This window comes from Listeria monocytogenes ATCC 19117, assembly GCF_000307025.1.
In the GTDB taxonomy this organism is placed as follows: domain Bacteria; phylum Bacillota; class Bacilli; order Lactobacillales; family Listeriaceae; genus Listeria; species Listeria monocytogenes_B.
Map to the genome: position 1 here is coordinate 853,298 of NC_018584.1, position 14,443 is coordinate 867,740.

At 39.6% G+C, this 14,443-nt stretch carries 16 protein-coding genes; 14 read left to right on the forward strand and 2 right to left on the reverse strand.

Going from position 1 to position 14,443, the window contains the following annotated elements; translation table 11 throughout:
- Positions 1-26 precede the first annotated feature (26 nt).
- From LMOATCC19117_RS04215 to LMOATCC19117_RS04245, 7 genes are all read left to right on the forward strand, one after another.
- Positions 27-899, forward strand: coding sequence for an ROK family protein (locus LMOATCC19117_RS04215; RefSeq protein WP_003726366.1), 873 nt, complete (start codon positions 27-29; stop codon positions 897-899).
- Between the two features lie 84 nt (positions 900-983).
- Entirely contained in the window at positions 984-1,910 is a 927-nt protein-coding gene (locus LMOATCC19117_RS04220) for a nitronate monooxygenase (protein ID WP_003727146.1), read from the forward strand.
- 215 nt (positions 1,911-2,125) lie between these two features.
- Positions 2,126-2,410, forward strand: a complete 285-nt coding sequence (locus LMOATCC19117_RS04225) for a DUF3130 domain-containing protein (protein ID WP_003734269.1) — start codon at positions 2,126-2,128, stop codon at positions 2,408-2,410.
- A complete protein-coding gene (locus tag LMOATCC19117_RS04230; RefSeq protein ID WP_003734270.1) occupies positions 2,411-2,779 on the forward strand; it encodes a hypothetical protein in 369 nt (122 codons plus the stop codon).
- Positions 2,776-4,251 carry a T7SS effector LXG polymorphic toxin gene (locus LMOATCC19117_RS04235; protein ID WP_003734271.1) on the forward strand — a complete coding sequence of 492 codons (1,476 nt, stop codon included), beginning with the start codon at positions 2,776-2,778 and terminating at the stop codon, positions 4,249-4,251. The genes LMOATCC19117_RS04230 and LMOATCC19117_RS04235 overlap by 4 nt, the downstream gene beginning before the upstream one ends.
- Before the next feature lie 4 nt (positions 4,252-4,255).
- Positions 4,256-4,687 carry a hypothetical protein gene (locus tag LMOATCC19117_RS04240; protein WP_003727143.1) on the forward strand — a complete coding sequence of 144 codons (432 nt, stop codon included), beginning with the start codon at positions 4,256-4,258 and terminating at the stop codon, positions 4,685-4,687.
- A gap of 77 nt (positions 4,688-4,764) precedes the next feature.
- A complete protein-coding gene (locus LMOATCC19117_RS04245; RefSeq protein WP_003727142.1) occupies positions 4,765-5,037 on the forward strand; it encodes a hypothetical protein in 273 nt (90 codons plus the stop codon).
- A gap of 134 nt (positions 5,038-5,171) precedes the next feature.
- Here LMOATCC19117_RS04245 and LMOATCC19117_RS04250 read toward each other — a convergent pair whose 3' ends face one another.
- Positions 5,172-5,576, reverse strand: coding sequence for a VOC family protein (locus LMOATCC19117_RS04250; protein ID WP_003734272.1), 405 nt, complete (start codon positions 5,574-5,576; stop codon positions 5,172-5,174).
- Between the two features lie 224 nt (positions 5,577-5,800).
- Between LMOATCC19117_RS04250 and LMOATCC19117_RS04255 the strand changes: the two genes are divergently transcribed.
- The 4 genes from LMOATCC19117_RS04255 to LMOATCC19117_RS04270 all read left to right on the forward strand — a co-directional run bounded on the left by LMOATCC19117_RS04255 (position 5,801) and on the right by LMOATCC19117_RS04270 (position 10,640).
- On the forward strand, positions 5,801-8,431 hold the full coding sequence (locus LMOATCC19117_RS04255) for a cation-translocating P-type ATPase (RefSeq protein WP_003734273.1): 2,631 nt from the start codon (positions 5,801-5,803) through the stop codon (positions 8,429-8,431).
- Between the two features lie 14 nt (positions 8,432-8,445).
- Positions 8,446-9,294: a hypothetical protein gene (locus LMOATCC19117_RS04260; protein WP_003726378.1), complete on the forward strand. Its 849-nt coding sequence runs from the start codon at positions 8,446-8,448 to the stop codon at positions 9,292-9,294.
- Positions 9,295-9,403: 109 nt separating this feature from the next.
- Entirely contained in the window at positions 9,404-9,961 is a 558-nt protein-coding gene (locus LMOATCC19117_RS04265; protein WP_003726372.1) for a GNAT family N-acetyltransferase, read from the forward strand.
- A 16-nt stretch (positions 9,962-9,977) separates the two neighbouring features.
- Positions 9,978-10,640, forward strand: coding sequence for an EGFR-like transmembrane domain-containing protein (locus LMOATCC19117_RS04270; protein ID WP_003726373.1), 663 nt, complete (start codon positions 9,978-9,980; stop codon positions 10,638-10,640).
- A 15-nt stretch (positions 10,641-10,655) separates the two neighbouring features.
- Here LMOATCC19117_RS04270 and LMOATCC19117_RS04275 read toward each other — a convergent pair whose 3' ends face one another.
- The gene (locus LMOATCC19117_RS04275) at positions 10,656-11,045 is read right to left on the reverse strand and encodes a MerR family transcriptional regulator (RefSeq protein ID WP_003726374.1); all 390 of its coding nucleotides are present in this window, start codon (positions 11,043-11,045) and stop codon (positions 10,656-10,658) included.
- Between the two features lie 119 nt (positions 11,046-11,164).
- Between LMOATCC19117_RS04275 and LMOATCC19117_RS04280 the strand changes: the two genes are divergently transcribed.
- The 3 genes from LMOATCC19117_RS04280 to LMOATCC19117_RS04290 all read left to right on the forward strand — a co-directional run bounded on the left by LMOATCC19117_RS04280 (position 11,165) and on the right by LMOATCC19117_RS04290 (position 14,357).
- The gene (locus tag LMOATCC19117_RS04280; protein ID WP_003727139.1) at positions 11,165-11,989 is read left to right on the forward strand and encodes an aldo/keto reductase; all 825 of its coding nucleotides are present in this window, start codon (positions 11,165-11,167) and stop codon (positions 11,987-11,989) included.
- 78 nt (positions 11,990-12,067) lie between these two features.
- The gene (locus tag LMOATCC19117_RS04285) at positions 12,068-13,036 is read left to right on the forward strand and encodes a winged helix DNA-binding domain-containing protein (protein ID WP_003734274.1); all 969 of its coding nucleotides are present in this window, start codon (positions 12,068-12,070) and stop codon (positions 13,034-13,036) included.
- A gap of 40 nt (positions 13,037-13,076) precedes the next feature.
- Positions 13,077-14,357, forward strand: a complete 1,281-nt coding sequence (locus LMOATCC19117_RS04290) for a hydroxymethylglutaryl-CoA reductase, degradative (RefSeq protein ID WP_003726377.1) — start codon at positions 13,077-13,079, stop codon at positions 14,355-14,357.
- Positions 14,358-14,443: the final 86 nt, after the last annotated feature.

Consider the following 14,443-nt stretch of genomic DNA (forward strand, 5'->3'; position numbering starts at 1 on the left):
AACTTACGAGAAGGGAAGTTTTTTGAATGGTTTATGGAGCAATTGAAGCAGGCGGAACTAAGTTTGTTGTAGCAATCGGAGAAAAGTCAGGGAAAATTATTAAGCGCGAGAGCTACCCGACAACGGAGCCAGCAGAAACAATGAAAGCAGTCATTCAATTTTTTAAACAGTATGAGGATGAATTAAAAGCAATTGGGATTGGCTCATTTGGACCGATTGATATTCGGAAATCAAGTGCTACATACGGTTATATCACGCAAACACCAAAACTTGCATGGCGCAATTATGATATCGTTGGTGCAATGAAAAAAGAATTTAATGTACCTATTGGTTTTACGACGGATGTTAATGCAGCCGCTTTAGGAGAGGTAAGTTTAGGCGCGGCAGCAGGTTTGGATAGTTGTATTTATTTAACGATCGGAACAGGAATCGGTGGTGGAGCAGTTGTTTCAGGCAAAATTCTTGAAGGCTTCTCCCACCCAGAAATGGGACATATTATGGTGCGCCGACATAAGCGCGATCGTTTCACAGGAAGTTGCCCGAGTCATAGCGACTGTTTAGAGGGGCTTGCAGCAGGTGGAGCAATTGAAAAACGTTGGGGTCAAAAAGCGGCAGAACTTGCGGATAATGAAGAAGTGTGGAATTTAGAAGCACATTATATCGCGCAAGCTTTAATGAATTACACGCTTATCTTATCTCCAGAAAGAATCGTGTTAGGTGGTGGCGTCATGAAACAACGCCAACTTTTCCCACTTGTCCGCCAAAAATTAAAAGCACTCGTTAATAATTATGTGCAATTGCCGGATTTAGATGAATATATCGTTCCTCCAAAGTTAGAAGATGACGCTGGAATTACTGGCTGTGTCTTGCTCGCTGTGGATGCTGAAGAGTCCAATTAATGGCGAAAAACAGCTCTAGTTTATAGGGCTGTTTTTTGATATACTAAATTGTGATAAAACAAACAAGAACGCAGGAGGAAAAAGATGTCCATTACGAACTTATTAAATATTAAATATCCAATTATCCAAGGTGCGATGGCTCAAATTGCCAAAGCTCCACTTGTAGCCGCTGTATCTAATGCAGGCGGTTTAGGAATTATCGCTTCTGGCGGAATGACTGCCGACATGCTACGCGAAGAAATCAAAAAAACAAAAGCACTGACAGATAAACCATTTGGCGTCAACTTAATGCTAATGATGACCAATATTGCCGAATTAACCGAAGTAATTATAGAAGAAAAAGTGGGAATCGTTACAACCGGAGCGGGAACGCCAAAAACGTTCATGCCAATTTGGAAAGAAGCTGGAATTATCGTGATTCCCGTTGTCCCATCCGTGATGATTGCTAAACGCATGGAAAAAATGGGCGCAGATGCAGTTATCGCAGAAGGAACAGAAGCAGGCGGACACGTCGGCGAAACAACAACAATGGCACTTTTACCTCAAATCGTGGATGCCGTTACTATCCCAGTCATTGGCGCAGGTGGAATTGCAGATGGTCGCGGAATCGTCGCAGCGCTTGCTCTAGGTGCAAAAGGTGTCCAAATCGGCACACGCTTCCTAGCAACCGACGAATGCCCAGTACACCCAGACTTTAAAGCAGCCGTGATTAAAGCTTCCGACCGCGACACAATGGTTACCGGAAGAAAAGCCGGTGCCCCTGTTCGCTCGATTAAAAACAAAATGATTAAAGAATACATCCGTTTAGAAGAAGAAAACGCCGATCGCGACACGTTAGAAGAGCTAACTTTAGGTTCTTTACGAAAAGCAGTACAAGAAGGCGACACAGACAACGGCTCCGTCATGGCCGGTCAAATCGCTGGCTTAATTACAGAAATCAAACCTTGTAAAGATGTTATTGAAGAGATGATGACAGATGCTAAGAATGTGATTGCAGGGTTAGAGTTATAAAATAAAAACAGTTATTTTCTGCTTAATAAAGTAGAGAATAACTGTTTTTTTGTAGTTGCGATGTTGTTTACAAAGGTAAAGTCAAAAAATGCACTAATTTGTTCTGTAGTTGGCTATATTTATACACAGAGGTTCACAAAACGCTCACAAAAGGAAAGTAGTTACGATGCTATAATAGAAGGGTGGAAAACTAGACATAGAGAGGAATCACCAAGATGAGAGAGATAAAAGTCAACGAAGCAATGTTCCAAAAACATGCCTCGAAGCTAGACAGCAAAAGCGCGGGAAGCTATTTGCCGTTAAAAGGTGGAAATATGGCATACTCACGAGCGAATTCTATCAATCAGTTACGGTCTGCATTAATTGATTTGGTCGATGTGGTAGAAGATTTCCAAGCCGTGACAAAGCAAGATGCGGGTAGATTAAAGAAAATGGGCATGGCCTATGCGAAACAAGATCAAGCGATGGGACAGAAAATAAATCAGCTGGAGGTGCGATAGATGGACAGCACGCACAGCCGGTTAGAACAGCAACTACAACAAGTGAAAAAAGCGCAGGATGTTTTACAAGATAATCTGGGGCAGACTAAGCGCAAACAAGTGGAACAAGAATGGTTAGAAGAAGATAGTCACCAATTAGAAATGGAGAAACAAGGATTATTGGACTTCTTGCGAGGCGGTTGGCAAGGGGAGGAAGCGAATGGTTTCCACCGCTATCTAGAAGAACAACAACACGAAGAAGCGATGGCATGGCGAAAAGATTTGTCGGAAAAACGTGTTCATTTGGAAGAAGAAGCGCGGACTACTAGAGCAGAAATGCACGATATAGAGACCAAACAAGCCTCCTTGCGAAAGGAGTGGAACCAATGAGTCGAATCGACATTGCAGAACTCAATGGCTTTCTTCAAGGATTACGAAGCAGTAATGCTGAGGCTAAAAAGATGATACGCGGAATTCAACAAGCAGCAAGCAAGTATGCGCAAGATAAAAGTTTAAAAGGGCAAGCAGTATCAGCTTCCCAAAGCTATTTTGCTTCCAGTTATCCCTCTATTGCACAAAGTATTTTAGAAGCTCTAGAAGAAAGTGAAGAACGTCTAGCACAATACATACGCGAGTTTGGTAGCCAAGTCGACAGCTCGCCTTCCGCACGAATTGATGCGGAAATCCTTCAAGAAGCGATGGCGAAAGTGGCGAGTTTGAAGCGAAAAGAAGAAGATTTACATCGCCAACTCACTGCACCGAATACGAAACCGGATATGCAACAAGTCTACGTAGTCCAAGCAAGAAGTGCGCACACGCAATTACTGCAAGCTATCGAAAAAGAAGATATACTAGAGAGGTACATCGCCTTTGAACAAAGTCACGCCCAGTTTTTTAGTGCGTTAACCGAACTCATTCACTCCACAGGACGAGCGGTGCAAGAGTTGAAACAAAATGTGACCTTCCATGAGAAAACAGGCACCTATGCTGTACCTAAAAGCGTTCATGCATCGATTAGTTTGATGAGAAAAGCGATGGATAAAGCACGCAAAGAAAACGCCAAAGATTCCTTCCCAGAAGCATTCGAAGACTATCAGTTATTCGCCTATACTTATGTGAATGACAAAGGCGAAACCGTCACGATGTGGCTATTGGAACGGAATGGCAAACGTGCCAGTAATAAAGAACTCCAAGCTTTTCTAGAGGAGAACGGAGCCGAGTTAGACCCTATTCTGTACACAAATCTTTCCGGTGATGAACTAGAGCGCAAAGTAAATGATGCATGGAAAGACGGCGTCAACTACTTAAATGGTCAAAAAGTAACCGGGTTTTCCGAGGCGACACTGAGGTCCTCTGCTTACGTAGCTAGCGTGAAGGATGCGATGGATGACGCTGGACTAACCGATATGGCATTAGGATTAGGCTTTGGTATTGCGGCGGCGAGGAATAAAAAAATAATAGCTAAGAAATCAGAAAAAGTAGAAGTTGATCTTGGAAGATATTCTGTAGCAACCTTAAATAGAGATCAAGCACGATTAGTGGTTGAACATCTTTTAGAAAGAGGAGAAATAAGCTTAAAAGATTTGGGTTATATAATACCAAAAGGAACACCAAACACTTTTAAAACTACAGATACCTTGAAGAATGGTGCTAAGTATGAATTTCAATTAGCTGATGGACAAAAAGCGATAATTAGGTGGCATGAACCAGACCCTATTGCAGCTGCTAAATTTCCTGGTTCAGCTTCTGGTTCAAGATGGACTGCTCAAATTAAGATAGGAAGTAAACAAGTAACAATAAATAAAGGATGGACAAAAAAGCAAAACTCAAATGAAGTGCATATTCCAATAAAAGGAAGGTAATAATATGAAAAAAATTATGAAAAAAGATGATTATTCTAAAATGCCATGGGTATCAGCGGAGGATTTATATCTTTTATTTGAACAAGCACTCAAGGACTTTAAGCAAAGCAAATTAAGTAAAAAAGAGTTTTTTGATATTCTTGATGAATTGACTATGAGGCAAGTAGATACCTATGAAATTTTAAAAGAACCTTTGAGAGGACAGCTCGACAATGAGTTATATAATTTATGGAACACAGAAAATTATGATGATGTAGATATTATTACATCATTGTTAATTAATTTAGGCTTGAAAAATACTTATAATAAAATGAAAAAATCTATTGAGGATACTTCGGAAATATCACCAGAAATACTTGAGGAAATACAAGATGCAATTGAAGAAGTCGGAGATAATATAGATGATCCATATCAAGATTATATGAAGAAAATGTAGAATGCGATTACAGTAGGCAAGAATGGTTTCATTGTTGGTGCTAATCCTGTTTCAATCAAATAAAGGAGCGTATTTTAATGAAAGAATTAAGACTGTTTTTAGATTATAAATGTTATCCTGTTTGGGTATATAACGATGCGGGGATTTTAAAGGAAAATGATTTGCCGGATGAATTGAAACAAGATGAATATGATAAATTGTTCATAGATACTGAAATTGAATTTCGATATGAAGCTTTTAAAGATGAGAAAGAAAAGGAAGAATTTTTTCATGAGTTCATAGAAGTTCAAAAGCATTTGAAAGAAACATTAGGTAAGGAATACAATATCGTTAATAAGATTTTAGTTTAGTAGCTGAGAGTGCTCAATATTTAGAGGTAATCAAGACCCACAGCATATTTATAGCCTCCATAGTTATTTTCTTGTTCTAAAAAACCAAAAACCAGTTACCCACCAAACTCCTGGCGTAACTGGTTTTCTAAATCTCACCCAAAATTAAGCTGCCAAAACACCCCAAACTGGTCCGTCACCTGCGCATAGGTCGAACCCCAGAACGCCACTTGCAACTCCATTTCCACTTTGCCCGTAGCACTCAAAACTTCATAGGCGTACTTAATATCCTCCTCTGTTTCAAAGTTAATCAAGATTGTCACCCGATTGCCAATTGTAAAACCATCATAAGGCGCATCGGTAATATAAATAAATTCTTCCCCATTTTTTGCTAAACGACTATGCATCAATCGCTCACCAAAAACGGCATTGCCATCAAAATTGTTCATCTCTTTAAAACGCTGAACGCTTGTAATCTCAGCCTGAAACACATCCGCATAAAATGTTAGCGCATCTTGACCTTCTCCGTTAAAAACTAAGTATGGAACTGCAAAAGACATCTCATCATCTCCTATACAATTAATAGCTTTAGTATAAGCCTAATCTACTGCGAAGTCATGTCTCAAAATAATAAGGATTTGTGAATAAAAACAAAATACTTGCAAATAAACGTGATATATTATACAATTACACTAAGAAATCGGATATATTTAAATTAATATTTTTTTGCAATAAAATAAAGTAAGTACTTGCTTTTGGGAGTAGGTGCGTAGGAGGTAGATGTATGCTTTGGGTAAAAGAGTCAATTGAGCAACTTCTCAGCAAACTACACACGAATTTAGACACAGGGTTAACGAAAGAACAAGTGAAACAAAAACATGCAGAGTTCGGGACGAATGAATTTGAAGAGGGGAAGAAAGAATCACTTCTTCAAAAAATTGGTCACCATTTAGTTGAAATTACGACGATTGTGTTGCTTTTTGCAGCGGCGATTTCCGCTTATTTAGCGATTACGACTGGTTATGGTTGGGCGAAAGTGGTTGTTATTTTAGGAATTGTCGTGTTGAATATGGTGCTCGGAATTTACCAGGAAAACAGCGCCGAGAAAGCACTTGCGGCACTTCAAAGTATGAATGCGCATTTAACGACGGTCGTTCGTGATGGTGTGCGGATGCAAGTGGACGCAACGGAATTAGTACCAGGGGATATTATTGAAATTGTTGCAGGAGATATGATTCCAGCAGATGCACGGATTATTTCTAGTAGCAGTTTGCAAGTCGAGGAATCTGCGTTAACTGGTGAGAGTGTTCCAGTTGAAAAAGACGCAAATGCGGTTGTTTCGGAAAAAGCGCCAATTGGCGACCGTCTGAATATGCTTTACTCAGGCTGCCTTGTAACGAATGGGCGCGCCACGGCGGTTGTCGTAGAAATTGGGATGGAAACAGAGATGGGGAAAATTGCTGGACTTTTAAACAGCACCTCAAAACTGATGACGCCTTTACAACTTCGCTTAAAAGAATTAGCAAAACGACTTAGTATTGTAGCACTTTTAGCAGGTATTTTAATTTTTATAATTGATGTATATGTTTACGGTGAAACGATTATTGAAACGTTGATGATCGCGATTTCTCTAGCTGTAGCAGCAGTTCCTGAGACATTGCCAGTTATTGTGACATTGACACTTGCTTACGGCGTTCAAAATATGGTGCGGAAAAATACGATTATCCGCCGAATTCCTGCAGTAGAAACAATTGGAAATACTTCAGTTATTTGTTCTGATAAAACAGGAACATTAACGCAAAATAAAATGATTATCCAACAAATTTGGGCAGCAGACCACGCACCGATAAAAGCAACAGCTGAATTTGATACTGCAGAACAAAAAGTATTAGAAATGTTGAGCCTTTCCAGTAACGCGACGATTGATGTTACAGACGGCGAAGAAACCATCATTGGTGACCCAACCGAAAGCGCGATTATCCGTTTACTAGAAGAAAAAGGAACAACGAAAAAAGCATTGGAAGCTAAATATCCACGCGTGTTCGAACTTCCTTTTGACTCAGATAGAAAGCTAATGACGACAATTCACCAAGTAGAAGACGGATTTCTTTCCATTACAAAAGGTGCTTTTGACCGCATTCCCGTAAACTTTTCCGAGGCGTTTTTAGCGGAAGCGGAGCGGGTGCATGACAGTTTTGCGGAGGATGCACTTCGGGTGTTAGTTGTTGCCTATAAAAAATATCCGGAAATGCCGACAGACTTGTCTAGTGAGGCGCTTGAGACAGACTTAACGTTTGCGGGAATGGTTGGGATGATTGACCCACCGAGACCGGAAAGTAAAGCGGCTGTGTTAGCGGCGAAAAAAGCGGGTATTAAGACTGTAATGATTACTGGTGACCATATTGTAACGGCATCAGCAATTGCAAAAGAAATTGGTATTCTAACGGATGGGGACAAAGCGATTACTGGAGCAGAACTGGCTGAAATGTCAGAAGCTGATTTGGAGAAAAACATTCGAGATTATGCGGTATATGCGCGTGTTAGTCCAGAAGATAAAATTCGAATCGTTAAAGCTTGGCAGAAAAATGGTGAAATTGTCACGATGACAGGTGATGGTGTAAATGATGCACCGGCTCTAAAAGCAGCGGATGTTGGTGCTGCAATGGGAATTACCGGAACAGATGTATCTAAAAACGCTGCAGATATGGTTATAACAGACGATAATTTTGCAACGATTGTAGATGCAGTCAAAGAAGGGCGTACAGCCTATGAGAATATCCGCAAAACGATTTACTTTTTACTAAGTACAAACTTTTCTCAAATTTTCATTATGTTAATTGCGATTATTCTTGGCTGGGGCGCGCCGGTTGTAGCTGTTCAGTTGCTATTAATCAACGTTGTGTCTGATGGGATTCCAGGCTTCTTCTTAAGTCGTGAAAAGGCAGATGACTCGATTATGGAGCGTAAGCCAATTCCAAAAAATGCAGGGATCTTTGCGAATGGACTTGGCAAGAAAATGGCGACACAAGCGGTTGTCTTTACGATTGTGACACTTGCAGGATTTTATATCGGGCAGTTTGTAACGATTAATAATTCGATTGGTGCAAGCTATGAAGTTGGAATGACAATGGCATTCGTTATTCTAGCATGGTCATCTGTCGCGCATATTTTCAATGTAAGAAGTGATAAATCGATTTTCACTATCGGATTTTTATCTAACCGTGGTTTGTTCTTTAGCGCGATTTGTTCGATGTTGATTATTTTAGGACTTGCGATTATTCCACCACTTGCGAACATGTTCTTCTTAGTAGAAATGAGCTTAACGCACTGGATTCTCGCATTCATCCTCTCGATGTTCCCACTCCTATTCGTAGAAATTCAAAAGCTTATTCAGCGAAAAAGAGCAAAAGCTTGAAGGAGGGCAACTATATGAACGAAACAGAAAAATTGGTAGCCGCATTATTAGAGCGTAACTTTGGTAAAAACATCGGTACACGCTATCCAGACAATGAAGCGGCGCAAATGCGGGCCGAGGAAGTAATCGGAGAAATTGCTATTGTTATCGCACCACTTGTTGAAAAACTTGGAATCGAAAGTAAAACGGTGAAAAAAACGATTCCATTTTTATATGAACTTCAAAAAAATCAATTTTGTGATATGAGTGCCTATCCGTATCCGCTTCTTCTAGTCAATGGAACGAGTGCGGATACAGAAAAATATTGGCGAGATCTACCAACTTACTGGACAGATGATGCAAATAAAATTGTGCTACCATATGTTTTGGAACACATTAAAAATAATAAAGTACGTCAAAAACTACTAGCTTTTCATGCTTGGCTTATAGGGGAAGTAGTAGAAATGAACGAGGAGCTAGGGGCAGATTTTCGTATAAAACTAGTCTTTGAGTCAGATATGCGCATTCGTTTACGGGTGTATGACGTAGAACAGATTGCCATTGAAGTACATTTTTTAGACAATCATGATACCGAACAACAACATTTAGGCTATGATGTGAGTTTAGATGTAGATATTACTGATAAAGCAAGGCTCTTATTACGTCAAGGTATTTTGACAGAAAATCTAGGCTTGGAAGCACTAAAAGCTTACATGAAATCAGTTTTACCAATAGCACACAGCTTGAAAAACTTGGAATATTTAACGGTTGAAGATACGAAAAAACTAACCAAATTATTAACGCAAGAAGAACCTAAAATTATGGAAGATACAGATTTAACAAGTAAAGCATTAGACTTCTTACAAAAAGCTGCACAGCAATAAGAATAAAATGCTATTTGGAGGAAAGTGATCCTAATAGCATTTTATTTTTGCAAGTGGGGCGGAAAGAATAGTAAAATGAGACAATGAAATTAGAAATGAGGATGTAAAATTGATTCGACATGCGAAAAAATCAGATGCACCAAAAATAGCACCACTTTTACTAGTAATATGGAAAGATATGGAATTACCTATTTTAGAAGTAGAGACGGAAGAAGCGATTACAAATGCGCTAATTGAAGCGATTCAGACAGAAGATTATCGTTATAGTTATAGACATCTGCATGTCTATGAGAAGGACGGGGATATTGCGGGAGTTTTGGCAGGCTATCCTGGGAAAATCGAACCTGAAATCGACCGCGCTTGGAACGAGATTGCAAAGAAACACGGCATTAGATACGAAGAACCAATATTTGCCGATAAAGAAACATTTCCTGGTGAATGGTACTTAGATTCGATCGTTACAAACGAAAAATATCGCGGTCATGGTGTTGGAACAGCACTTCTTGCAAAATTAACAGAAATTGCTGCAGAAGATGGTGAAAAAGTAGTAGGACTAAATTGTGACAAAGGAAATCCGCATGCCAAGAGGCTTTATGAACGTCTAGGATTTCATGTGACTGGAGAAATCATACTTAGCGGTCATGAATATGAACATATGCAAAAATAAGAAATGAGGCCAACCAATGAAAAAAATTATTTTCGCAGTGGTACTAAGTTTAGTTCTAATTCTTGCTGGATGTGCCGATGTAACCAATACAGTAAAAGTGGATAAAAAAGGGGAAGCGACCATTTCCTTTGATATCGATATTTCTTCTGTAGCAGGGATTTTTGCCTCAAGTTACTCGGATGAAGTAGAAGCTAAACTGAAAGAAGCTGGATTTACAGTAGATAAAAAATCAAATACAAGCTATCATATCGAAAAGAAACTAGATAAAAATGAAACAACGAAAAGCGATATGAAACCGGAAGATTTTGGGGTAAAAATTACCAATAGCAAAAGTTTCTTCACACAAAAAATCAAAGTAGATGCCGATATTGACATCGAAAAGATATGGAAAAAAGAAGTGGCGGATGTTCCGTTTCCAAAAGAAATTTTAAGCCAAGTTGATTATACATTTATTTTGGATTTACCGATTTCGTCAATTGGAGAGAACAATGCTAAAAGTGTGGATGGCGGGAAGCTCACTTGGGATGTGCCGCTCGACAAAAAATCCGAAATGTATTTTGAAGTCACTGTACCAAACGTAAAAAACATTGCGATTGTTGGTGGGATTCTACTTGTCGCAATCATTGGTCTACTTATTTATCTTATTAAAAGACATCGGAAAAAGAAAAAACAACTATAAAAAAGTGTGGATCAGTTAGCTAAACTGGTCCACACTTTTATTTACTGCTTGTTCTAACTCTTCGTAACAAGCTAATTTTTTCTCGATTTTTTTAAATGCTCGGTCTAGCTCTGCTTGCCGGCGGTACATATCTTGTTGATGTTCTTTCAGTACAGCGATGCGTTCGGAGACAGTACCGTCACCGCCTTTAGTTAGTTCAACAATTTCTTTTTGTTTCGCAAGGGGCATTCCGGTGACGCGTAAACAGGTGAGTAATTCAAGCCAGTGAAGGGCATCATTATCAAAAATCCGGTTATTATTTTTATCGCGTGCTAGAAAAGGGATTAATCCTTCTCGTTCATAATAGCGAATCGTATGGGCGCTTAAACCCGTGTGTTCGGACGCTTCTTTGATTGTTTGTTGCACTAAAACCACCTCTTTTTTCTTAATAATAGCACCTTGAAAATCGAAAAGCCAAATGTTTGCCTTTGAGTATACTCTAAGGTGTATAGTAAACGTGTTATTACTTTTAGGAGGCGGATAAATTGAACTTAAAAGATACAGTAAAACTTGCAAATGGTGTAGAAATGCCCCGTTTAGGATTTGGCGTATGGAAAGTGCAGGACGGCGATGAAGCAGTAAATTCTGTTAAATGGGCGATTGAAGCTGGTTACATTAGTATTGATACAGCTGCTGCTTACAAAAATGAAGAAGGCGTTGGTCAAGCGATTAAAGAGTCTGGCGTTAAGAGAGAAGACTTATTCGTAACAACGAAACTTTGGAATGCGGAGCAAGGTTATGAATCCACTTTGGCTGCATTTGATGAAAGCTTACGTAAATTAGAACTTGATTATGTAGACTTATATTTAATTCACTGGCCAGTCAAAGGTAAATTCAAAGACACTTGGCGCGCTTTTGAAAAATTATATAAAGATAAACGCGTTCGCGCAATCGGCGTATGTAACTTCCACGAACATCACCTAAAAGAATTAATGGAAGACGCGGAAATTGCGCCAATGGTAAACCAAATTGAATTACACCCACAACTAACACAAGAACCATTACGTAAATTCTGTGCTGAAAACAACATTGTAGTAGAAGCTTGGTCTCCACTAGGTAATGGGAAATTACTTTCTAACCCAGAAATCAAAGCGATTGCCGATGCACATGGTAAATCAGTTGCACAAGTTATCTTACGTTGGGATTTACAAATCGGTGTCGTGACTATTCCAAAATCCGTTCACCAAGAACGTATTATCCAAAATGCTGATATTTTCGACTTCGAATTAAGCGAAGAAGAAGTAGCAAAAATCAGCGGTTTAAATAAAGACGAAAGAACTGGCCCAGATCCAGACAACTTTAATTTCTAATAGTGAAAAAATCCCTTCCAGCTTATCGAACTGGAGGGGATTTTTATGCTACAATAAACTAAAAAAAGAGGTTAACAGATGGACGCAAAAACAATAATAGAAAACCGCTTTCAAAGTCAGAAATTAATACAAACTGCGTGGAGTGACTCTCCGGAAAGAATTGTTTTTCATTTTGGAGCAATGCAATCGCAAAACTATGGTCAGTCGCTCTGGGCTGTTGGGAGTAGAATGACGACGCCAAGTGAAAAGTCTGTAGAGCAAGCGATTAATAATGGTGAAATTATCCGGACATGGCTTTTGCGCGGAACAATTCACTTGTTTTCAGCCAAAGATTATCACTGGATGATGGATTTAATTGCGCCTTCCATAGATAAAATATGTAAGCCATACCGAGCGAAATTAGGCTTAACAGATGAGGTTCTTCATAAGGCTACAGAAGTCGTTTCGGAAATTGTTTCAGAACAAGCCGTTACGAGAAAAGACTTGGCGGCTCATTTAGCGACCAAAGATTTACCGAGTGCAGGGATTCCTTTTGCTCAGCTGTTAGTTTATTTAAGCTCGCGGAAAGTCATTTGTTCAGGCCCGAATGAAACTTTTAGAAATACGATGCATATTCCGGCTGATACGAATCATTTCACTCGAGAAGAAGCAATAAAAGAATTAGCCAAACGATACATCCAAAGCCATGCACCAGCTACTTTGAAAGATTTTTGTTTTTGGTCGGGATTAACTGTGACCGATGCCAAAATAGGAATAGCGGATATGCCTAAAATGGGCGATTATTACATAACAACATTGGTTGAAAATGGCACAATGCCAACTACAATTCCACTCGCTGGTTTCGATGAATGGATTATCGGCTACCGAGATCGCTCCGTCGTTTTACCGGAAATATGGCACGATGAAATTATGACGAAAAATGGGATTTTCAGACCGGCGATTATCACGGAGGGCAAAGTAGTCGGGAAATGGGAAAAACCAAAGAAACGTGCTGAATTAGACGGAGATTTCTGGGACCGTTACATCCAGTTTCGAAATATGCTATAGTCAAGTAGATGGATAAATTTTAATTTGAGGTGATAAAGCTATGAATGCTTTTGATAAATTTTACAAAAAAACAGTAGAAGAACGACGTGCAATTTTGGCGGAATATGCCGACTTAAATGAAGAAGAGCAGGCATTTTTAGCTTCTACAGGGGCGCTTTCTTTTGATAAAGCGAATCATATGATTGAAAACACGATTGGCATTTATTCGCTGCCGCTCGGATTAGGAATGAACATGCTTTTAAATGATAAACATTATGTGGTACCGATGGTGATGGAAGAGCCTTCTGTTGTGGCGGCCCAAAGCGCTGGGGCGAAACTTATTGGACAAAATGGCGGGATAACTGGAAGTGCAACAAAACGAAAAATGATTGGTCAGATTGAGTTGATTTCTGTTTCTGATATCCAAGCAGCAAAAGAAAACATCATTGCGAACGAAGAACAACTAATTGCTATCGCTAACCAAGCTCATCCATCGTTACAAAAGCGTGGCGGTGGTGCGGTTGAAATTCAAGTTAGAACAGCACAAACAGCGAATGACGAAACGTTACTTATCGTTCATTTACTCGTAGACACCCAAGAAGCAATGGGCGCGAATATGGTCAATACGATGGTCGAAACCTTAGCGCCAGAATTAGAAATGTTGACGAACGGAACAGCCAATATGCGCATTTTATCTAATTTAGTAGATGAAGCGACCGCAACGGCTGTTTGCCGGATTAATCCAGAAAGCTTAGCAACCAAAACCCAGAGCGGTGAATGGGTTCGTGATAGAATCATTGCTGCATATGAATTTGCCGATGCAGACATTTACCGAGCAGCAACACATAATAAAGGAATAATGAATGGTATTGATGCGGTAATTATGGCGTTTGGGAACGATTGGCGCGCGGTAGAAGCGGCAAGTCACGCCTACGCAGCTAGAACAGGAAGCTACAAACCGATGTCTAAGTGGTCAAAAGATGCGGAGGGGTATTTGGTTGGGGAATTAACGTTACCGATGCCAGTAGCCTTTGTAGGAGGTTCTATCGGCATCCATCCAATCGCAACACTTTCGAAAAAAATTGCTCGAGTAGAATCAGCGAAGGAATTAGCGATGTTAGTTTGTGCCGTTGGATTAACGCAAAATCTCGCTGCTTTAAAAGCACTCGTAACAGAAGGAATTCAACGCGGACATATGTCGCTACAAGCGAAATCACTAGCCATGACAGCCGGTGCAGAAGCAGATGAAATCGAAAAAGTAGCCACATTTTTACAAGAAAGCAAACAATTAAATGTAGTTGCTGCAAAAGAATTTATTAACAAATTACGCAGTGGAAAATAAAATAAATTATTAAGCCTACCTTTACAAAAACTTAACAATACATTCGGAACGTGATAAAGCCTTTAGTATCAACAACTTTCAGAGAT

Excerpts from the sequence above, each read along its gene's own strand:
- LMOATCC19117_RS04215 (WP_003726366.1), top strand. The coding sequence starts at position 27 with ATGGTTTATGGAGCAATTGAAGCAGGCGGAACTAAGTTTGTTGTAGCA.
- LMOATCC19117_RS04220 (WP_003727146.1), top strand. The coding sequence starts at position 984 with ATGTCCATTACGAACTTATTAAATATTAAATATCCAATTATCCAAGGT.
- LMOATCC19117_RS04225 (WP_003734269.1), top strand. The coding sequence starts at position 2,126 with ATGAGAGAGATAAAAGTCAACGAAGCAATGTTCCAAAAACATGCCTCG.
- LMOATCC19117_RS04230 (WP_003734270.1), top strand. The coding sequence starts at position 2,411 with ATGGACAGCACGCACAGCCGGTTAGAACAGCAACTACAACAAGTGAAA.
- LMOATCC19117_RS04235 (WP_003734271.1), top strand. The coding sequence starts at position 2,776 with ATGAGTCGAATCGACATTGCAGAACTCAATGGCTTTCTTCAAGGATTA.
- LMOATCC19117_RS04240 (WP_003727143.1), top strand. The coding sequence starts at position 4,256 with ATGAAAAAAATTATGAAAAAAGATGATTATTCTAAAATGCCATGGGTA.
- LMOATCC19117_RS04245 (WP_003727142.1), top strand. The coding sequence starts at position 4,765 with ATGAAAGAATTAAGACTGTTTTTAGATTATAAATGTTATCCTGTTTGG.
- LMOATCC19117_RS04250 (WP_003734272.1), bottom strand. The coding sequence starts at position 5,576 with ATGTCTTTTGCAGTTCCATACTTAGTTTTTAACGGAGAAGGTCAAGAT.
- LMOATCC19117_RS04255 (WP_003734273.1), top strand. The coding sequence starts at position 5,801 with ATGCTTTGGGTAAAAGAGTCAATTGAGCAACTTCTCAGCAAACTACAC.
- LMOATCC19117_RS04260 (WP_003726378.1), top strand. The coding sequence starts at position 8,446 with ATGAACGAAACAGAAAAATTGGTAGCCGCATTATTAGAGCGTAACTTT.
- LMOATCC19117_RS04270 (WP_003726373.1), top strand. The coding sequence starts at position 9,978 with ATGAAAAAAATTATTTTCGCAGTGGTACTAAGTTTAGTTCTAATTCTT.
- LMOATCC19117_RS04285 (WP_003734274.1), top strand. The coding sequence starts at position 12,068 with ATGGACGCAAAAACAATAATAGAAAACCGCTTTCAAAGTCAGAAATTA.
- LMOATCC19117_RS04290 (WP_003726377.1), top strand. The coding sequence starts at position 13,077 with ATGAATGCTTTTGATAAATTTTACAAAAAAACAGTAGAAGAACGACGT.